At 60.5% G+C, this 20,716-nt stretch carries 10 protein-coding genes; 1 reads left to right on the top strand and 9 read right to left on the bottom strand.

Annotated features, from left to right (window positions below; translation table 11 throughout):
- Nucleotides 1-26: 26 nt before the first annotated feature.
- From FFV09_RS12565 to FFV09_RS12530, 8 genes are all read right to left on the bottom strand, one after another.
- Entirely contained in the window at nucleotides 27-1,862 is a 1,836-nt protein-coding gene (locus FFV09_RS12565) for a DNRLRE domain-containing protein (protein WP_141448147.1), read from the bottom strand.
- Nucleotides 1,863-2,815: 953 nt separating this feature from the next.
- Nucleotides 2,816-6,181, bottom strand: a complete 3,366-nt coding sequence (locus FFV09_RS12560; protein WP_141448146.1) for a GAP1-N2 domain-containing protein — start codon at nucleotides 6,179-6,181, stop codon at nucleotides 2,816-2,818.
- Between the two features lie 3 nt (nucleotides 6,182-6,184).
- Nucleotides 6,185-7,441 (bottom strand): TRAFAC clade GTPase domain-containing protein, encoded by a 1,257-nt coding sequence (locus FFV09_RS12555; protein ID WP_141448145.1) that lies wholly within the window; start codon nucleotides 7,439-7,441, stop codon nucleotides 6,185-6,187.
- A gap of 56 nt (nucleotides 7,442-7,497) precedes the next feature.
- Nucleotides 7,498-8,166, bottom strand: coding sequence for a beta-mannanase (locus FFV09_RS12550; RefSeq protein ID WP_141448144.1), 669 nt, complete (start codon nucleotides 8,164-8,166; stop codon nucleotides 7,498-7,500).
- Nucleotides 8,167-8,470: 304 nt separating this feature from the next.
- Nucleotides 8,471-9,832, bottom strand: coding sequence for a dihydrolipoyl dehydrogenase family protein (locus FFV09_RS12545; RefSeq protein ID WP_141448143.1), 1,362 nt, complete (start codon nucleotides 9,830-9,832; stop codon nucleotides 8,471-8,473).
- Between the two features lie 145 nt (nucleotides 9,833-9,977).
- On the bottom strand, nucleotides 9,978-11,252 hold the full coding sequence (locus FFV09_RS12540; RefSeq protein WP_141448142.1) for a vWA domain-containing protein: 1,275 nt from the start codon (nucleotides 11,250-11,252) through the stop codon (nucleotides 9,978-9,980).
- A gap of 875 nt (nucleotides 11,253-12,127) precedes the next feature.
- A complete protein-coding gene (locus tag FFV09_RS12535; RefSeq protein ID WP_141448141.1) occupies nucleotides 12,128-14,611 on the bottom strand; it encodes a transcription initiation factor TFIID in 2,484 nt (827 codons plus the stop codon).
- A gap of 1 nt (nucleotide 14,612) precedes the next feature.
- Nucleotides 14,613-18,002: a tubulin-like doman-containing protein gene (locus FFV09_RS12530; RefSeq protein WP_141448140.1), complete on the bottom strand. Its 3,390-nt coding sequence runs from the start codon at nucleotides 18,000-18,002 to the stop codon at nucleotides 14,613-14,615.
- A gap of 77 nt (nucleotides 18,003-18,079) precedes the next feature.
- On the opposite strand from FFV09_RS12530, the gene FFV09_RS23770 reads away from it, so the two are divergent.
- Entirely contained in the window at nucleotides 18,080-18,256 is a 177-nt protein-coding gene (locus FFV09_RS23770; protein WP_170315014.1) for a hypothetical protein, read from the top strand.
- 541 nt (nucleotides 18,257-18,797) lie between these two features.
- Here the strand turns inward: FFV09_RS23770 and FFV09_RS12525 are convergent.
- Nucleotides 18,798-20,606, bottom strand: coding sequence for a vWA domain-containing protein (locus FFV09_RS12525; protein WP_141448139.1), 1,809 nt, complete (start codon nucleotides 20,604-20,606; stop codon nucleotides 18,798-18,800).
- Nucleotides 20,607-20,716: the final 110 nt, after the last annotated feature.

The raw sequence follows: 20,716 nt of genomic DNA, 5'->3' as shown, positions 1-20,716 counted from the left end.
CCCCTCGATTCTCTATTTTGGTGTACTCAGAAGCCCTGAACGTATTCTCTTTTGATCAGGTTGCCGTTGGTGTCGTACGTGAAGTTGATCCGTTCGCCGGACGAGAACAGGATGTATTGGAGTCGGCTCTGGTCGTCGTAGAAATACTGGAACTGCATCGGCGTGCCGGCCGCGCTGAGCGTGCTGACCGCGTCGCCTCCGTGGCGGATATGCAGCTGCGGCGCTTCCGCAAACGATGTCGGCTCGCCGGCGCTGTCGATCTGCACGCCGTAGTTCGGCTGCTCGTCGGTCAACCAGCGCGTAATCAGGTCGGGATCGAGGTCGATCCGCGGCTGCCCGGATTCGTCGGTGCGAAGCTTGCCGTAGCTGGCTCCGTCGGCGCGCAGCGCCGTTCTCGGCTGCTCGTCGGAAGTCAGCGTCGCTTCGTTCCACGGTTCCACGGCGCGCAGCACGCGCAGCGTGTCGGGATTGCCGGCTTCGCCGCCTGTGGCGCTCGTCAGATATGCTTCGCGAATGGCCGCGTCTTCCGGCAGGCCGGACAGATCGAACTGGAGATACGTGCGGCGATCCAACGGCTTAGGCGCGGAGCGGGCGAACGTTCTCATCCCGGCGGAAGCTTCGGCAGATTCCGACGGTTCGGCCGTGACGGTCGCCGTCTGCGCGGTCGTCTGCAGCATGATGCCGGTATGCAGTTCTACCGGGTACGCGAGATCGCGGTGATCCGCCTCCACGTCGAGATAGCGGACTCCGCTTTCTTCGCGCAGCGTCTGCCGCGCTTCGCGGCGCTGTCCGTTCGCGTCGGTCAACCAGGCCGGCGATACGGCCAGGCTGCCGCTCGTCAGATCGGCGCCGAGCGGGCCCTGCACTTCGAAACGGAACGTCGCAGGCGCGTCGGCGGAAGCTAGGTTCAGCGTCTGTTCAACGCCTGAAGCGGCAAGCGCCAGATTCGCGTCGGTAGAGTTCCAGACGTTGGCGTAGCTCAGTTGGCCGGAAGCGGATTGGGACACGTCTGCCTGCGCATCCTGCGCGCCGACCGGAACAAGGCCGACGGTGCTGCCGTTTGCGCCGAGCGAAAAGCCTTGTGCGTAAGCGTTATGTAGGCTCGGCGTGTAAGGCACGGTCGCCGAGGTGTAACCGGCTTCGGCAGACGGAGCGGCGGGAGCGGACGACGGTTCGGCGGCCGGAGCCTGCGGTTCTTCGGCGGCGGGAGCCGGCTTGTCTTCGGCAGGCTGCGGAGCGGCTGGCGTCTCGGCGGCCGGTTCGTCAGCGGACGGCGCGGGCTGCGCAGGCGTTTCCTTCGCCGGCTCGGCGGACGGTGCTTCGGCAGCCGGTTCCGCGAGCGAAGCGGAAGACAGCGAGCGGAGTGCAGACGCTTCCGGCTTGGCTGCATCAGATGCAGCTTCAGGCGCTGCGGCTGGGCTGTCGGCGGTCGGCGTTGATTCGGTCGGCGTCGATTCGCTTTCCGTCGATTCGGCCGGCTGCGAGTCGGCGTCGGCCGGAACGTCGGCGGTCGGCGCGCTTTCTTTTTCCGGCAAAACCTCTTCCAACGTCAGCGACAGGCGGATGTCCTGATAATCGCCGTTGTCGTCCCGGTAATGCAGCGGAGCGGCAGACAATACCGTCTCCCGGCTGTTGTCGCTCATGAGGTACTCTTTGCTGTACAGCGTGCGGTCGGCCGTTTCTTCGCTGACCACTTCGGCCGGCGTTTCGATAAAAGCGGCTGCCGCTTTGTCGTTCTTGATCTGCGTCTCGTCCGGCGCCTTGGCCGGTTCGGGATCGGCCAGAGCGGAATGAGGCACGACCTGCGCTCCAAGCGAGGAGACGAGCAGGGTGGACAGAAGCCATTTTTGTTTTGCGCGCATGTGCGATGTTCCTCCAATTCCGATAAACGGTTGATTGCCCGGGATACCCGAGCGACGTACTGACCTTTACGACTAGTGACCCAAGACTAAACTACTTCAAATTTGAAACTAAAGACCCGGCTTTAAACTGTTTATTGTGCCAAGCAAGAGATAAATAAATAATTTGTTACAGGACTAAACAGAATAATATCCTTTTATTTTTATATAAAACTTATTATTTCCATTTCATTTTGGTAAGGGAGTGACCAAAAGTCCCGATATTATTGAACGTAAAAGACCGAGTTAGCATAATTTTTGCAAAAGATTACGCCAAATTTTTACAGTGGAAAAAGAGTAGGAAGTGCGTGGGATTTTACGGTTTGCGCAGCGGACTCGGTTTGTGGAGGCATAGGGCTGGCTCGGTATTCGTACGGGAGGATGGAGGACGAGGCCGAGGGCGAGTCGGGAATAGAGGATGAGAAATTTGGATCAGAGATCGGAAATGGACGACGAAAAATTGGAATCAAGGATTGGAGGTTAAAATCAGAGGTTGGAGGTTAGAAATCAGAGATTGGAAATGGAAAATTGGAGATTAACGGCGTGAGTACACTTATTTCGGCTAAAAAAGGGACAGGATCGCAAATAGCTGCGCAGATGCAGTTATTTTGCGGAGAACAGCGGGTTTTGGTGAAGGTATGGGAAAATAACTGCTCTCTCGCAGTTATTGCGTATTAGACGGGCGAATATAGGGAAATAACGGTCGTCACGCAGTTATTTCGTCTAAGGCGGATAACTATGGGGAAAAGAAGGTCGTTACGCAGCTGTTCGGGAAGGCACGGGCGAAACGGCGAAGTTTGCGTGCCGATTTTTTCCGAATTCCGACTTCTTAGGCAAGGGAACGCATCGGATTTTCATGCAAAAAAGCCCTCTACGCAAGCAGCGAAACGCTGCTGACGTAGAGGGCTTGATCGGTATTATTGCGCCGCGGCATCCATGCGGATATCGTAGCTTTGTCCGTCGACGGTCACTCCGTCGACCGGAGAACCGAGCGGACTCGCGATCCGGTACACGGCCGTGTACGGATAGTCCGCCGGGTCCGCCGCTTCGTAGGCGGACCCGCTTCCCGCTTCGGCCTCTTCGCCGGCCGAAGCGTCCGTGCCCGAACCGGCGGCATCCGCGCCGGTTCCCGGTTCGGCGCCGGAGTCCGGGTCTCCGGCAGAATCGGTTCCGGACTCCGTACCGGAACCTTCGCCGGCCGCCGATGCGGCGGCCGGGTCAGCGCCGGTCGTATCGTCGGCGCCCTCACCGGCGGCGCCGGCCCCTCCTTCGGTGCCGGCTGTACCCGCCGCTTCGTCCGTGCCCGCCGTCGTACCGGCGTCTCCGGCCGTGCCGGAACTTCCGGCGTTTGCACCGCCGGCCGCATCACCGGCGGTCCCGGCGCTCTCGTCGCCGCTGCCGCCGCTTGTCCCGGCGGCAGCCCCATCGGCGCCGTCTGTGCCGGCCGCACCGTCCGTGCCGTCTACACCGGCCGCGCCGTCTGCACCGGCTGCACCATCCGTACCGGCCGCACCGTCCGTGCCGTCTGCACCGGCCGCCCCATCCGTACCGTCTGCCGGTTCACCCGCGGCTGGGTCTTCCGTCCCGGTCGCTCCTTCGATCGGATCGGGATCGGCACCCTGCTCCAGCTTGGGAGCCGCGACCGGAACGCTCTCGTTGTTCCGCAGTTTCAGCGTAAATCCGGGCGGAGCCGCCGCAAAAGCATCCCGCTCCTCCGCCGTCCGGAAGCGGAATTCGACCGACTGCCCGTCGGACGGCGCAAACACCAGCATCGCCGGTCCGCCGTTATCGCCCGCGTCCGGCGTGTCCGTGCCGGTCTCGACCGGCGGCACCGCCGCCGTTTGTTCCGGCGTCTGGGCGGCTTGTTCCGATCCGCCCAATACGCCGGTCGCGTACAGCACGCCGACGGTTCCGCCGCCGACGATCAGCAGGGCGAGCACGCCCATGAGCATGAGCGCGAGGCCGCGGTTTTTGCGCATCCAGCGCACGAGCGGCGAAGCCTGCTGTGCCTGGATTTTGCGGTAGACGGCCGCGAGCGGCGTCGGCGCATTGTCAAAATAATCGCGCCGGTTGTTCTTGTCCTTGAACGCTTCGCGGTCATGCGCGGTAAAATAATGCACGATCGCGGCTTCATACGCCGGATTCAGCTTGCGCCCTTCGGCGTACGGCTCCTGCGAAGCCGACCACTTGAAGAAGCGGTACACCGCTTCGCGGCCGCCGGACGCGGACGAATTGATCCGCACCGCGTCGACCAGGCGGCGGTAATCGACGTCTTCCCCGCCTCCGCTCAGGCTGCGCGAGAACGCCGGCATGAGGCGGCCGTAGCGGCCGGCCGCGATCTCGGCGGGCAGCAGGCGCCGGCCGAGCTTCTGCACTTCGTCGGTCTCCCGCATGCTGAGCCCGTCCAGCAGGCCGGCATCCGGGCGCTCCAGCGTGAACCACAGGTAAGCGGCGCGCAGCGCGGCATACCGGTCGGTTCCGCGCGGACCGCGCACTTTCCGGGTGCGTTCTTCTTCGCTTTCCCCTTCGAACAGGAAGCCGAGTCCGGTCACCTGCTGCAGCGTGACTTTTTCCCATTCCCATTCGTCGAGCAGATGTTGGATCGCTTCTTCGGCCAGCGCGATACAGAGCGGATGCTTCATCAGCTCTTCGCCCGTGCCGTCCATCAGGTTGGCGGTCGGATTGCCGTCGCCGCGCAGCGTCTCGATCACGCCGCCGACGGCGGAGACCGGCTCGCCCGAGCGCCGCAGCTTGCTGCCGAGCACCCGCAGCGACGAATCGCAGAAATGCTCGTTGTTCAGCAGGCCCGGATGGTCGTCGGACCATTTCTGCACGATTCGCACGACCATCGCCGCATCGGCCGCCGCTTCCAGCTTGCGGTCCAGATACGGCTCGAACAGCATCGCCGCCAGCTGGCGGTTGCCGATCAGCGTCGAGAAAAACGTGTCCGCAAGTTCCGGATCGCTCTCGATCACGCCGTAATACGCCATGCCGCCGTCTTTGCGCTTCTGGCGCGTCACCATCGGCATCAGCGTCAGCAGATACCGCAGCACGAGCGCGCCCGCGCCTTTGCCGCCGACCCGGAAATACGCCACGATATCGCGCACCAGTTCCGGTTCGGGGATGCGCCCGGCCATCAGGTCTTCCAGCTCGCGGTCGAGCCGGCTGCCCAGCAGGTCGAACATCCGCGCGTGCAGGCGCGATTCGCCGGGGCGGCGAACCCAGCCGAGCAGCAGGTTCAGAATGCCCCGCCTATCCTGCTCGTACGGCGTCTCATCGCCTTCCTCGATCCGGAACAGCCGGGACAATTCCAGATACCGTTCGGGATTCAGCGCATCCGGCGTGCTGCCGAGCGCTTCGTCCGCGAACGAGTAGAACCTCTCCAGCCGCTGCGGATCGCGCAGGCCGTCATGCAGAAATTCCGCCAGTTCCTGCAAGCTTCCGCCTTCGGCCGCGTTGACGATACGCCCGCGCGAAAAGTCGAACAGGAAGTCTTTCTCGATATTCCGGTCGCCCGGACGCATCGAGCCTTGTTCCACGAACGTCAGATGGACGCCTTTGCGGCTGTGCGGCTCGCGCGAATACGTCACGAAGCCGAGCGCCCGGCGGAATTCCGGCGGCAGCGCGGCGTACAGCACTTCAAGCAGCCGCAGCGCGCGGGCGCTCAGTTCCGAGACCGGCGCGTTCAGCGTCACGTACGTTTTGCGCCGTCCGCCGACCGATTCCATCACGGCGAGCAGCAGGCGCTTGAACGACGACGGATCGAGGCCGATCTCGTCCAGCTTGTCCGGTCCGGTCTTCGGCTGCGGCCGGTCGGCCCGCATCGGCAGGGCGTCAAGTTCCGGCAGCTCCGCGCCGCGCTGTCCTTCTTCGGCCGGTTCTTCGGCGGCGGACACGTAATCGGCGTACAGAAAATTCATGTAGTCCGACGCCAGCGCGTCCGCCCGTTCCGACGGAATGACATAGTTATGGGTGAAAAAAGTGCTGCGCAGTCCTGTAAAATCCGCGGATTTGTACAGGCTGCGTCCCAGCACGACATCGCCGTTCTCAAGCTGCACCAGATGCACCGAATCCGGGTAGGCGGACTCTTCCTTGACGCCGGAAGCGTTCAGTTCGGCCGGCGCGTCGTAGGCGCAGAGCGGGTGCAGCGTTTTTTTGACGAACGAATCATCCAGGCCTTCCGTCCGCGCGATCGTGTCGTAGCCTTCCGTATCCCGGAAAATGCCGCTCCGCGCGCGCGTATAGAGCTGCTGGCCGATTTTTTTGGAGGAGAATGGGCTCAACGTTTATTCTCTCCCCTCGATATAATTCAGCTTGTGCAGCAGCCAGATAAACGGTTCGTCGACCCGGATCGGGCTGACGACGCCCTGAATCTTCTGGTCCACCGGGTTGCTGCCGAGCGCCGACACCGCGAAATACCCGGTCTCGTTGAAGTAGACGTCCATCGTGCCTTTGAACGGACGGTCCACTTTTTCGATAAAGCGCCGCACTTCGCCGTCGATATTGCCAAATTCGGTCAGATCGAAATAGTCATGGTGCTCCATGTTGTTAAACACATTGCTGTTGGGACGTATGTAGTCGCCGTCTTCGTCCGCCAGCGCGCGCAGCATATCGCTTTTGGTGAGCACGACCGCTGTCGGAATGTCCGTTTTGCCTTTTTCCTGATGCGAGATGAAGTCGCTGAACATCGTCAAGACCACGTCGCGCGGCTCGTCGTAGCGGTTCGTCCACTCGCCCGGCTTGTCGCCCAGCATGATCCGGATCCGCTCGCGGATCGAACGGATCTGCAGCGGATCGACCATGAACAGGATGCCGGCGGAGTTGCGAATATGCCGACCGTGCAGGTTCATGTATTCTTCGTCCACCATACCTTCGCCCGCCACGTCGAAAAAGACGAGCGTCAGCGGAGGTTTTTTCTCGTCCTTGAACACGAATTGGAAAATGAACGGTTCCTGCATCCGCTCTTTTTGCGTGGACGCGAGCAGGTCGCCGCGTTCGAACAGCGGTTCTTCGTAGTTCATGCGGAACTTGCGGCTGATCTCCGCGTTCAGCGGCATGCAGGCGGCGTCGAACCGGTCGGCCGTCGTCTGCTGGAGCGTATGGATCAGCGACGTCATATAGACGGATTTGCCGACCTGCGACGCGCCGACGATCGAGATGATGTTGCTCGGCACTTTGCCCGCCGTTACCGGCAGTTCGTTGTGGCAGTGCGGACAGAGCCGTCTGCGCGTCGTCTCGCCGTAGCGGTCCGTCAGCGAAGTGAGGACGTTGTCCGTGTAGGTGCGATGTTCCGGCAAAATATCTTGCGGATTCAGGATCGCTTCCATATCGTACACCGTATCGAGGCCGAAGCGCTCCCGGTACCGGTTCAGCGGCGCGTCTTCGCGCAGCGCGAAATCTTCGTCGTCTTCGCGATGGTGCGAAGCGCGGAAGACGACTTCCTCCGGCGAAAATTTGCTGAAGCAGTACGGACAGACGATGTCGTAAAAGAGCGGTCTCGGCTGCTCCTGCGGCTTTCTTTTGAATCGGCTAAAAAAGCTCATCCCGTTTCCCCTTTGCTTATGAAATGAATGTCCAATTTCCGGCTGGCGCAGCCCACTTACTCCGGCACCAACTCGTACAGCTGGCCGTACCTTTTTCCATCGGTAAAAAAAACGCGGACAAAATCGTTTTTGCCCACTTCGATCTCCGGCAGGCCGGTGCGCCCGGCCGGAAACGGCGCGCTGAACGGATAGACCGTGCCGTCCTGCGGACCGACCGGATAGCCGCCGCTTTTCTTGACGTAGCAGAGCACGTTCTCATCCAGCGGCACTTCGCAGGAGATCTCGATCCGGACCGTTTTGTAAGCGCGGAACAGCGCCTTTCTCTCCCGGACGGAGTAGCGGATCTTCGCGCGCCCGGCCGGCGTCTCGACGAGGTTCGAGCCGTCCGGTTGACGGACCAGCACCGGCTCGCCGGAGCCCGGAAGCGCGGCATACACCATGTACACAAAACGCCCGATGCCGTCCAGACGATCCCGGTACCCGGCCGCGGCTTTGTATTCCTCGCGCGTGTACAGCTTCAGTCCCGACGCGTCGAAGCCTCCGCCGGGCCCGAAGTCCGCCGGCGAGCCGCCGCCCGCCTGTTCCGCATCGAGCGCCCGGCGTCCGATATAGACCGAATCCGTACCGGACGGCCACTGCCATTGCAGTGTGCAGACGTCGCCGCTGACGCGGCGCGTCAATTCGCGGATGACCGGCGAGTCCGGACCCGCTTCGATAAAGCGCATCCCGGATTCCCCCTTTCTTGACCGAATAAGCCGTTTGAGGCGACCGAAATCCCGGCGCCGTCCCGACTTTTTTCTCATTCTTCACAGCTTCTCCCAGTATAACACAGCCGCCTGCCCGCGGCCCCCGTCCACAGCCGGGGAATACGCGTCATCCGGCGACGCGATCGAAGCAAACAGGCGGCCCGCACCCCTTTCGGATGACTCGGCCGCCTGCTTGATGACTCTGAAATACTGTCTGTCTTGAATTCTTTTCTGCTTGGACCTTGCTTGGACCTTGCTTGAATCTTCCTTGAATCTTCGTCCGTTACTTCGCCTGTCCCTGACGCAGCAGTCCCGGAATCGTCGATTCGAACGAAGGGAACGCGTAGACCAACTGATCGGCCTGCTCGGCGGACAGCTTCAGCGCGATGATCGGGGTCAGCGCATTGACGATGTCCAGCGCTTCGCGGCTGTAAGCGGCCGCTCCGGCAAGCTTGCCGTCCCGGTCGAACACCAGCGTCAGATGCGCGTCGGTATCGCCGCGTCCCTGGAAGTCCCACTGCTTGCCGAGTTCGACCGGCTTCACGGTGTACTGCCCGGACTGCTCCGCTTCTTCCGGCGAGACGCCGATCTGCGAAATTCTCGGCAGCGTAAAAGCGATCGTGGCGATCGGCGGATACTCGATCGGCGCGTCGATCGTGCCCGACAGCAGAGCGCCCAGATACTTCGCTTCGAATACGGAAGTCGGCGTCAGGCGCGGCTGCTTTTTGTCGAGCACGTCGCCGCTTGCGTAAATGTTCGGCTGCGACGTGCGCAGGTAGCGGTCGACGACGATGCCTTTTTGCGTATAATTGACGCCTGCCGCTTCCAGTCCCAACAGATCCGTGTTCGGAATGCGGCCTGTCGCGTTAATGACGAGATCGGCAGGCAGCGCAAGTCCTTTTTCCGTGGTGAGCACGTACTCTTCGCCCTGACGCGCAAGGCCCGACGCCCGGTCTTCGAAATGGAACACGACGCCGTCGCCCTGCATTTTCTCGATCAGGCGGCTTGCATACGGCTGATGGAATCCGTCAAGCGCGCGGTTCGACGTCTGCACGACTTCGACGTGTGCGCCCGCTTTGGACGCGATCGACGCCAGCTCCATCGCCACGTAGCCCGCCCCGATCAGCACGATGCGCTTGGGCAGCTCCGGCAGATACAGGAAATCGTCGCTCGTCTTCAGCAGTTCGCTGCCCGGAATGTCCAGCGCCGCGGGACGCTGGCCGGCCGCGATGACGATCGTCTCCGCCGAGTAAGGCACGCCGTCGACTTCGACCGTACGCGAATCGGCAAACTTCGCTTCGCCGTGCAAGATCGTCACGCCCGCACCCGTCAGCATCTCTTCCACCTTGTCCGGCAGCGGATCGAGAATCGAATTTTTGTGCGCCATCAGCTTGGACCAGTCGAGGGTAAACGAACTTTCCAGACCGTTCCCGCCGTACAGCTGCGCATCTTCCATCACTTTGATCGGGCTGTCCAGAATGATCTTCGGGTTGCAGCCGTAGCTCGTGCAGACGCCCGCGATTTTGTGGCGCTCGACCACGGCGATTTTGCGTCCCATCGCGGCAAGCGGCAGCGCCGCGTTCCAGGCCGCCTGGCCGCTGCCGATAAACAAAATGTCGAACGATTGGGTCGGGGATTGAGTCATGATTTTTACTTCCTCTCCGGTTGGGGTATATGATTTCGGTCGTATACTATTGAATCACTCGAAATATATTTACCCGTCCAACCCTACCGTCAACCGCCGGGCGTTCGCGCCTAAGTGTGTTCGTCCCTCTGCCGGCTTTCTTTTTTTAAAAACCGCTGCTGCGATCGCCCGGACGTTTGCCCAGGCCCGCGGAAGGATTCGTCGTGCCCAGACCTTTGCGGCCGCGTTCGCGGCGCTGCGGTTCGCTGACCGGCACGACCAGCGTGAACAGCGCGATGATCGTCGCCAAAGCCAGCACCGCCAGCAGCCGCACGGATGAATGGCCGAGCGTATCGCCCTGCAGGCCGAACTCCAGAATCAAGCCTGCGACCAGACCCGCCACGGCGCCGCCGATCCCGAAGCTTTTGGCCAGAAAACGGTTGTCGAACAGAATGCCGAGCGCAAGCCCCAGCGCCGCCCCGATCAGCAGGATCAGCGCGATATGCAGCACCTGCAAATACGTGCTGCCCGCCGGAGCCCCCGTGCGTTCGGTCAGCAGCGTATGGTCGTCGAGATTGCGGTAAATGTCCTGGAACGCCAGCGAGATCTGGTTGGCGTTGGCGACGTCGGTGTAGGTGCCGCCGGTGCTGTCCGCAACATCGCGCAGCAGGGCAAAGTCGGCTTTTTCTTCCGTACCGAGCCCAAGCGTATTGACCGGTACCCGCTCGCTGCGATAATCGTTCAACACGGCGTCCACTTCGGTTTCGGTAACGCCGTCCGAGAGCAGAATGACCATCGAGCCGCTGCCCGAGTCTCCCTGCTCACGGATCTGCTTCATGGTTTCCGTCAAAGCTTCCGCAATGTTCGTTCCGTAAATCGCGTCTTCGATTCCGTCGATTTTGGCGTAGACCTGCTGTTTCTCCGCTGCGGTAGCGACCGAAGTAAACGGCTGGATCAGCTGCGGTACATTGTCAAAAGTAATGACCGCCACTCGCTTCTCGGCATCCATGCGCTCGATCAGATCTTTGGAAGCCGCAAACCGCTGGTTACCCGGATCGGTCGTCAGCATGCTCTCCGAATTGTCGATCACCAGCACGATATCGTTGATACGCTTCGCTCCGCCCAGATCCAGTTCGTACACGAACTCGAACAGCGAACCCAGTGCCAGAAAAGCCGCCAGCGTCACCGGAACGAGCATTTTCCACGACAAGCCCGCGTAGCGCTCCCTCCACGAACGTCCGTTCAGCTTCGGCGAGATCATCTCCGCGACCAGACAGCCAAGCCCTATGCAAAAAGCAAGGATCGCAAAATAAATGCCGACCAGCAAAATGCTGGACATTTCTCCTTCGTACCGGCTCAGCAGCCATTCCCCGATCGCGAAGCCGACTCCCCCGCCGACCAGTGCCAACAGCAGCAGAAGCCAATTGATTTTTCGCTGCATCTTTCCCACTCCCTTCTTATGCCGCAAACTCTCCCGCAACTTCATCCAATATGCCGCAACTTTATCCAATACCCGTTCGGGCAAATGGATAAGTTCCGGGTGGCGCAGCCACATAGGCCTCGCCGTTTGCGCTTTTTCTCTTTCTCTCTACTCTCTACTCTCTACTCTTTGCCCCTTGCAGCGCCGTGAAACGGCGTCTTGCATTCGGTCAGGTGGGAAATAACTGCTCAAATCCAGCTATTCACTTCCTCTACGTCTCACAAGCGCGAATAATTGCGAGAATCCAGCTATTTCGCTCTCATTTGCCGAAAAAAGCTCAAATCCGCCCAATTAGCTAGATTTAAGCAGCTAATCGATCTTAGTCGGCTAAAAGGAGTAGATTAGCTGGATTTGTGCAGCTATTTGTTTTCTTGCGGCGACCTGCGAAGAAACGGCTGTTAAAACCCGGTAGGTCTATAAGCCAGCTGCTTGCCTTTCTAACTGGACGCCTGTATGAAAATCAATCTGGCGTCTGCATGAAAATAGTTGCGACACGACAACTAATTCCTTCTCGCCGACGTCTCCGCAAAAATAGCTGCTTGAATACAACTATTTCCTTCAGATCCGCCGAAAAAGACTTCTATCCAGCAAATTAAATGTCGCAGCGCAGCTATTTGGCTCCAAACAGTCGAAATGCGCAAAATAACTGCTTTCCTGCACTTATTTTGCGCCTTCCTTTGCACATATAGCGACTTCACGACGTAGAATGTCCCATTAAAAGCAGATCGGTCGGCGATAATCGGTAAGGCGCAATCGTTCGGCTCGAAGCTCGCCTTTTCCGCCCCAGACCGACCCTAACCGACCCTAGCCGACCCTAACCAACCCTAAACCTCCGCTCAAATCTCCGGCAGGCGCTCGGAATCAATCGCGTGGAACAGGTAGCCTGCTTTTACGTAAGCGTCGTAATAGACGCGGCCGTTACGGTAGTACATCAAATCTTCGATATGGAAGCCGCCCATCAGGTTCAGCTTCTCGACGCCGTCGCTGCGGCGTTCGTGGACGTAGCCGACGCGGTAGATCCGCGACGTCTCTTCCTCGTTCAGCGCATAGCGCATGAATTCGCCGTTGCCGTCGCCGAAAAAATACTTTTCTTCGTGGCGGTGTTCCTGGGTGTAGTCGAACAGCCGCAGGTTGATCGCCGCGCGTTCTTCCAGCTTCCGGTAGAGGATGCGGAACAAATCTTCCTTGGTCATCGTCTCGCGGTTCTCGTATTCGACGGCGACGTTCGCGCGGCGCAGCAGTTCCTGCTCGTAGGTCTGTACGAGCGGTTCCGCGCCCAGCAGCTCGCGGGTGCACAGCTCCGCCAGCCGCTGAAGCAGCCGGTGCTCGCCCGCGCTCATTCCCGCGTCCGGCCCCGCGCCCGTTCCGGCCGCCCCGGCCCCGTCCTCCGGACGGTCCGCGATCAGCGCGGCGAGGTCGCCGAGGCGGCGCTCCTCGAAGTAATGGTCGCGGCCGCGGCGGTCTTCCGCGTCGCGCATCAGGCCGTCGACGACGCGCTCGTAATACGGCATCAGGTTCTGGCCGATGTAATCGTCGGCGCTGCGGGCGCTGTATTCCGCGGCGCGGCGCAGCCGTTCTTCCAGCTGCTCCACGCGGCGAATCATCGCCTTATAGCGCACATGCAGCTCGGACAGCGCGTCTTCGTAGCGCCGGTACAGCTCGATCTCCATCTCCAGGCGCAGGATGCGCAGCTTGAGGCCGTAGACGTGCTCGAAGAAGTAGCGGACGAAGTTGCGCACGTTCTGGCTGTCGCGCAGCAGCGCCTTTTTGTGCGGCTGCTCTTCGACGAGACCGCCGTAGAGCCGGTCCAGCTCTTCGCGGGCGCCTTCGCGCTCCAGCATCGCTTCGCGCATCTGCGCAAGCAGCGCCGTCGGCGCGGCGTTCGCGGATTCCGACGAATCGCTCCAGGCGGCGATCCGGTACAGCCCGTGCCGCGCGTCTTCCGCCGCGGCCTGCTCGGCATACTGCCGCAGGCCCCGGCCGATATCGGCTTCGGCCAGGCGCCGCTGCGCTTCCGCCTCGAAATTGCCGCGGAAAAAGCTCTCCGCGGCCGAGCCGAACAGCGTCTCTTCCGCTTCCGCCAGCGTCAGGCGCCGAATCGACGAGTACGACGCGGACGAACTCATGATGCCGTTCATGTCCTCAAGCCGGCCTTCGTCCGGCGCGAGGCGTTCCGCCCGCTCGCGCATATGCGGGCGGTCCAGTTCGAGGCGCGACAGCTGCTCGGCCGCCGGCGTCTCGGGAATCTCCCGCATGCGGCGGTTCAGGCCGCGCGCGAAATGGTACAGCACGGCCAGCGCGATCGAGCGGTCCGGCCGGGTTACCCGGGCGAAGCCGCCGGAAGCGAGGCCGCGGCGGCCGGACTCGTCCGACAAGCCGCTTTTGAACGACGAATTGTTGTACTGGCCGGCGCCGGTCTTCAGCCCTTCCAGCGGCTGCTCTTCCAGAGCCGCGGCGCTGCCCGGCGCCCCGTGGTCGCGGCGGCGGTTCTTGAGCAGATGCGCGTGGCAGATGATCTCGTATCCACCGCGCAGGCCGCCCGGCGCGGCGATGCCGCGCTCGTTTTTGTCCGACAGCAGGTAGACGAGATCGAACAGCGGCGACGGCGCGTGGTTCACGTCGATCGTCAGCCGGTTCTCGGTCACTTGAAGCGGCGCGGAGAATGCGTATTCCGGACGCTGGACATAATCCAGTTCCCGCAGGAACGACACCCCGACCGAACTGGAATAGCCGAAAGAATCGGACTGCTCCTGATCGCTGACGAGCACGTACAGATCCGTCTGCACGGACTTGAACGACTGCCCGAACACCGCGCCGGCCAGCAGCGAGATCTCCGGCGTCAGCACGTTCATGGCGTCGTCGGCATGCGTCACGACCGACAGATGCAGCCGGTCGAACGAGGCGAACAGCCGGCCGCTCTCGGACAGCATGCGGCTAGAGCGGCGCAGCGCGCGGTTCAGTTCGTACAGATGGTCCGCCTTCGAATTGACGAAGGCCCGGTGCGTGTCGCGGCGCAGCGTGTTCTCTTCCGCGCCGCGCCCGCCGAAGGCGTCCCAGCGAAAACGCACCGCCTGGCGGTGGCGGTCCAGTCCGTCTTCCGGCAGCGCGGACGAAGCGACGTGGAAATAGGCGATGCCCGCCGCGTTGTCGTATTTGCCGCCGTTCAGCTCGGTCAAGGCCGACGCCGCTTCGGCTGCCCGGTCCCCGACAAACAGGAAAGCGGCCGGATAATGCAGGCCGCTCCTCCCTTCCGCGAAGCCCGGAAGCCCTTCTTCCCGCGCCGCGTAAGCGGCGGCGAATTGCTCCAGCAGCTCGTTCATGTTATCTCAACCTTTTGCGCAGCTCGTTCAGCTTGGCCGCGGTCTCTTGATAGAAGCGGTACGCTTCTTCGCCGTTCACGAGTTCCATTTTCTCGTATTCCAGCTGCTGCCGCGCTTCGATGAACGTCGTATACAGTTCGTCCAGCTTGCCGACCAGCAGCGAGACGTCTTCCGAAGCGGTCAGCTCGTTCGAGCGGCGGGACGCTTTGCGCAGCAGCGTCTGCCGCTGCCGGTCGCCGAGCGAACGGAACCCGTCATAGATCTCGAAATGCGGATAGCTGCGGCTCTTCATCAGATTGACGAACGGCTCCCAGCTTTCTTCGTCCTCTTCGCGGTCATAGACGTACAGCGCGCCTTTTTTGACAATCGTCTCGGTGTAGAGCGCTTCGATGTATTGATCCAGCAGTTTCTCTTCGCCGGCATGCTGCGACAGCAGCGATTCCAGTTCGGACAATTTGGCCTGGATCGTCTCGTACTTCGCCAGTTCTTCGCGCACGCGGCGGATCTGCTCCGGCGAACGGATCAGGTTTTCTTTGGCCAGATCTTCGTTGATGCTGCCGAAAATGTCCTTGACCGACTCCCGGCCGATGCCTTCGCTCAGCAGGCGCTTGAGTTCGGCGTGCGCGCGCTTCACTTCGCCGAGGTTCGGCTTGGCGCTTTGCAGCTGCATATCGAAGCCGGCGAGCGACGCGAACAGATCGAACGACACCGTCGTGACGACGGAATAGCGGCTGCTGGTCGTCTGATCGGCGTCTTTTTCCACGATGACTCCGTACTGGCGCGCCCGGTCGAACTCGCTGCGAACGCGTCCGTTGTAGTCTTTGACCCGGCCGTTATCGTACACGTCTCCCCACGACTGCTGCGGAATCGGCGACGGCAGATACGTCCAGTTGTCGCGTTCCGTCTGCACCAGATGGCGTCCGACGCCTTCTTTGCCGAGGATGGTCCGTTCGTAGTTTTCTTCATATACCTTCAGCGGCGTATAGACGAACAGCGGCACCCCGTTGCGCGTGTTGAGCCAGAAAATCCGGTTCTTCACCTGGCTTTCCTTGACCGTAAAGTTCGATTTGCCGATCGCGTTCTCCTGGTAGTTGCGGATGCCCTTGAGGATGCCCGGCGCCTGAACCGGCACGGACACGAAGCCCCACGAAGGGAAATGCAGATTGCCGGAGCTGTTGCTCAAATGGAAGACCGGGATCGCTTCCTCGTCCAGCTTGCCCGCGATGTTACGCTCGACGAACTTCTCGATCGACTCGTCTTCGCCGAACTTCATGCGCAGGAAATCTTCCATCGACTGCGTGATCAGATCGCCGAATTTGCTCGTCAGGAAGTCCGAGATCGAACCGACGATATCGACTTCCTGCTCTTTGATCCAGCGGTCCGAGTGGTCGACCAGCTCCTGCGAGAAATCGCGGATGAGGTCGTCCACGTCGCGTTTTTCCATAATATTGCCCACGACTTTGGAGATGTCCGGCACGCTGACCACGTTCCAGTAATACGTTTTGTTGCCTTTGTGGTCCACCTGCTCGTCGCCGCGCGTCAGAATCTCGCCGTTGCGTTCGAAGATGGAGCTCAGCGCGTTCAGGATCTCGGTAAACACGCCGTAGATCCGGTTGTTTTCCCGGTTCAGCAGCTCGTAGAAATCTTCGTAGAACTCGATCATCTGCTCGGTGCGCTCGATGTCGGCCCGCAGCCAGTATTCGTTCATTTTGGCTTCGATATAGGCGTTCTTCTTCTTGTCCCGGGAAATGAGCGCGCTCTTCGCGTCGCCCAGACGCTCGTTCGCCTGCTCTTCGGCCGCTTCGATGTCGCGTGGAATACGCAGCAGCGACTCGCGCAGGTTCTCGATGTACGCCTGAAGCATTTTGAGCAGGGAGAAGCCTTTTTCCGTATAAATGAGGCGCGATACGTAGAACGGACCCTGTTCCGGGCTCAGGAAAGCACGGCGGATCTGTTCGGAAAAACGTTCCAGCATCTCGCCCGGCAGCTGTTTCTTCATCTTGATGTATTCTTCGCGCGCCCGCGTCAGGAACGTCTGCTCCAGCTCGGCGTCCATGCTCACGCTTTGCATTTTGATCACGTTGGCGTAGCTGAGGCGTTCGCTGTTCTGGTAGCCCGGAATCGGTTCCGGCACTCTCGACTCGAACGTTTTGAGCATCGAATCCGGGTCAAGCGCAAGCTTCTGCGCAAAGCGTTCGATCTCTTCCTGGTTCGGCGCGTGCTGGAACATTTTCTCCATCTTCTGGAACAGGCGGTACGCCAGATACGTCGTCATCTCTTCGATCGGAAGCACCGCCGACGAGGCGCCGATGATGTTGTAGTCGTAGTTCGCCGGATAGGCTTTGGTCATCTGCGCGATGTTCGTCCGGATGTTGCTGATGTAATCGTGGATCGCGAACTCTTCGCCCGACGCTTTTTCCTCGCTGGCCATAAAGTTGGTGATGTTCTCGGCCGTCACGTTCATGCAGTAATCGTACGCATTCTCCAGCAGCTTGCCTTCGGTGTTGGTCGCGGAGATCAGATGGCAAAGGTTAAAAGGCGGCAGCGGCGAGTTGACGGTCAGAATGCTGCCGTACTGCTGCTTGAACCGCTCCCCGCGCGCATCGACGTTCATCCAGTAATCCAGTTCTTTGAGCGCGGCGTAGCCGTTTTTGCGGACGTATTCGCGCGTGTGCTCGCTGAGGCTTTTGTTCGACAGGTTGACGTCCGGCGTGAACAGGTAGCCCAGCATGTTGAGGCGGTCGACGCCGGCCGCGCCGTGGTCGCGTTCGACCAGCCCGCGGATGATATACGAAATGTCGAGGAACGAGCCGCTGCCCGTACCGCCGGACAGTCCGGTCAGCAGGAACACGGTGAGCTTCTTGTTCGTGCCCACGGACAGCGTCTTGATCTTCTTGTCGATCGCCTGCACGACCTGGTTGATCTTCGTGAACAGCAGCAGGCGCCCTGCCTGGCGCACGCCGGCCGCGCCGTTCATGCCGTCGGTGATGCTGAGTTCCGGCGACAGCCATTCGGTGATATACGGCTCCAGAATGCTGCGGTTCTGCAGCAGTCCGCCGATCTCGGCGTTGGCGAGCAGCACGAATTCGTTGATCGGGTCCAGCCCGATGCCTTTGTAGCGCTTGCCGCGGTCCTGCTCATTCGTCTCGAAGGCGAGGAATTCGACGTTGGACGGCTTCTCCATCTTCTTCTTGGAGACCGGATCGGCCGGCAGTTTGAAGCGGCGGTTGATCTGGTACTTGAGGCGCAGCAGGGCATCGATGCCCGTGCCGCCGAGTCCGATGATCAGCATCGGATTGTCGATGGTATCGACGCGGATCTTCTCGCTGACGATCCCGCCTCCGAGCGAGACGTCGAGCTGCTGGATATGTTCTCTTACGATCGGTTTCATGAAAAGCTCCTTTCGGGATGCGGCTTTCGCGCTTGTGCTGCTTCGCGGAAAGCCGATTCGGTGCAATGGCGGATAGGATGACGGGAGCCGATGTCGGTATGTGTGGCGGCGTCGGTGGTGGCGGTGGCGGCGTCGGTATGTGTGGCGGCGTCGATGTCGGTGTCGGCGTCGGTGTCGGCGTCGATGTCGGCGTCGGTGTCGGCGTCGATGTCGGCGTCGGTGTCGGCGTCGATGTCGTGCGTTCGCCGGAATGAATGTTGTCATTAGGTCAACATTTCGAGCGAAAAACAACAGTTAGACGAATAATGTGATCAAAAAGGCAGCATTTTCGGCATGATTGCGCTCATTCGCTTCGTATTCGGCGAAAATGTTGTCTTAAAAGCAACATTTTCGATTTTCGAGCTGATTTAGGGCGAAAATGTTGTCGTAAAGGCAGCATTTTGTGTGATGTGGCTGCCGGAAATCGGGTGAAGTCGGAAATCGGGCAAACCTTTGCGTTTTGGAGCGGGTTTGCGTGAGTCGTTTGGAATCGCTTGAGAAATCGGGCAAACCTTTACGTTCCGAAGCGGGTTTGCGTGAATTGATTGGGATTGCTTCAGAAATCGGGTAAACCTTTTTGCGTTTTGGAGCAGGTTTGTCCGAGTCAATTGGGATTGCTTGAGAAATCGGACAAACCTTTACGTTCCGAAGCGGGTCTAGTCAAATTGGATTAAAACCGCTCTTGGATAGAAATCGAAGCGGGTTGAAGCGTCCCACTTCGATCTTCTTTGGTCAAAGTCGCGGAGAGGAGTTTGACTAGACTAGATATTCCAAATTGATCGTTTTCCCGGCTTGGGCCATCGGAACGGTAATGCGGTCGCCGCTTTTCAGTTCCAGACCTTTCGACGTATCGACGACGCGGCCGGATTTCTCGATCGGAACGCCTTCGGCGCTGCTGCGCAGCAGGATGCGGTCGTTCGAACCCGGAGTGAAGACGATGTTCTCGGCGTCTTTGAGTTCGGGCGCGAGCTGAAGCAGCTGATGCAGGTTAAGACGCCCTTTATACGTATTTAGTTTCTTATACTGCGGATAAGAACGTTCGCCGGTGTTTTCGTCGCGGATCTCGATCACCATTTGGCCGACGAAGCCTTTGTTCGCTTTTTTGAGATAACGCATCAGGAAAAAGACAAGCGCGGCAAGAGCAAGCAGCCCCAAAGCGCCGAGAATGACCGGAACGAGCGGGAACGGCTTGTCCGCTTCGGTTCCCGAACCGTCGGACACGGCGCCGGAAGCGGCATCGATGCTCAGCGGAGCGGATTCGCGGTAGAAGCTGTCGGCTTCGGCCCGGACCAAAAGCGTATATTTATGCGCTTCCGGCAGCGGGTAGCTGCCGTCGAACTGTGTGCCCGCGAGCGACATCGGCACGTTCGTCTCGATGCCGGTGTCCTCGTCCTTGACGACAAGCGTTCCTGTCATCGTCTCGTACAGTTCCGGCGTGTCCAGCTTCTGGCCGGCGCTCGTCAGGTAGGCGGAGACGTCGACCGTATCGCCTTTGCCGTAGGAAGAACCGCTCAGCGGAGCGACCGCCAGTTCAAGGTCGTAGTTGAAGACCAGACTGATGTCGATCTGATCCTGATCCGCGCCCTTGACGCTGAGCGTCCAGTCGCCTTCCTGCGGCTTGATCAGCTTGAGCAGCGAATACGTCTTGGACGTGGACAGCGTCACGGCGTCCGACGGAATCGCGACTTCGGCGCCGCTCGGGTCTTTGAGCTTGAGCTCGACTGTTTGGCCGGAGGTAATGGATACGTTCGCTTCCAGCACATTCGCGTTCGGCACGCTGACGGTGACGTCCTGGAACGCGCCGCTGCCGGTCAGCGGATCGAGCGGCACGACGTTAAGTTCCTGATGGCTGGCAAAAATCTCGCTCAGGATGCCCGGCAGCTCGTCCGCGGAATCCGTGACGAACGATTTGCCGTTCGTGTCCGACGCGATCTTCTCAAGCTCGGCCTGGTTCAGCTTGCCGTCGGCGTTAAGCCCGATCGTATAGACCGGAATGCCGGCGTCCGTCGCTTTTTGCACGGAGGCGGCCAACTCCTGCTTCGACTGGTCGAGCGTCTTGGCCTTCGTCGTGTTGAGCTGCGTATTGCCGTCGGCCAGCAGCACGATCATCGGTTCGCGGCCGGTCTGCGCGCTGCGCTGCAGCATGTTGACCGCTTCGGTGACGCCGACCGCCGTATCGGTATAGGCGCCGCGGCCGAGCTGGCCGATAAACGTCTTCAGCTCGTCTTTGTCGCTCTGGCCCTGGATCTCCAGCAGCGCTTTCTCGCGCTGGACGACGTCCGTGTACGACACGATGCCGACGCGGTCGCCCTGCACGGGCAGCATGTCGATAAACAGCCGCATCGCTTCGTTGCCGATCTTCTGCGGATCGCTCGTCGCCATCGAGTTGCTGGCATCGAGCACGAGCACCGCGTCGATCGGGGCGGAGCCGGCGGAAGAAGCCGCGCTTTGCGGGGTCGCGGTTCCCGTGGCCAGAGCGGAAGACGCGCCGGCCGGGAGCAGCGCCGCGCTCAGCAGCAGCGCCGCCAGCAGCGGGTAGACCCACTTTTTGATTGTGTGCACCATTTCGACAAAACCCCTTTATGTGTAAATGCGTTCTTCATTCAGGCTTGCGCCGTTTCGGCAGGGCCGCCCGGTTCGGGGCGGACGCCAACGAAACTATCATAGGCCTGTTT

It is taken from the genome of Saccharibacillus brassicae (assembly GCF_006542275.1).
Lineage (GTDB): Bacteria > Bacillota > Bacilli > Paenibacillales > Paenibacillaceae > Saccharibacillus > Saccharibacillus brassicae.
Note: the sequence above shows the minus strand (reverse complement) of the source record. Positions and strands in the feature narration are given on the sequence as shown.

Bases quoted from the DNA above. Each gene is read 5' to 3' on its own strand.
- FFV09_RS12565 (WP_141448147.1), bottom strand. From the start codon at position 1,862: ATGCGCGCAAAACAAAAATGGCTTCTGTCCACCCTGCTCGTCTCCTCG.
- FFV09_RS12555 (WP_141448145.1), bottom strand. From the start codon at position 7,441: ATGAGCTTTTTTAGCCGATTCAAAAGAAAGCCGCAGGAGCAGCCGAGA.
- FFV09_RS12550 (WP_141448144.1), bottom strand. From the start codon at position 8,166: ATGCGCTTTATCGAAGCGGGTCCGGACTCGCCGGTCATCCGCGAATTG.
- FFV09_RS12545 (WP_141448143.1), bottom strand. From the start codon at position 9,832: ATGACTCAATCCCCGACCCAATCGTTCGACATTTTGTTTATCGGCAGC.
- FFV09_RS12540 (WP_141448142.1), bottom strand. From the start codon at position 11,252: ATGCAGCGAAAAATCAATTGGCTTCTGCTGCTGTTGGCACTGGTCGGC.
- FFV09_RS12535 (WP_141448141.1), bottom strand. From the start codon at position 14,611: ATGAACGAGCTGCTGGAGCAATTCGCCGCCGCTTACGCGGCGCGGGAA.
- FFV09_RS12530 (WP_141448140.1), bottom strand. From the start codon at position 18,002: ATGAAACCGATCGTAAGAGAACATATCCAGCAGCTCGACGTCTCGCTC.
- FFV09_RS23770 (WP_170315014.1), top strand. From the start codon at position 18,080: ATGACGGGAGCCGATGTCGGTATGTGTGGCGGCGTCGGTGGTGGCGGT.
- FFV09_RS12525 (WP_141448139.1), bottom strand. From the start codon at position 20,606: ATGGTGCACACAATCAAAAAGTGGGTCTACCCGCTGCTGGCGGCGCTG.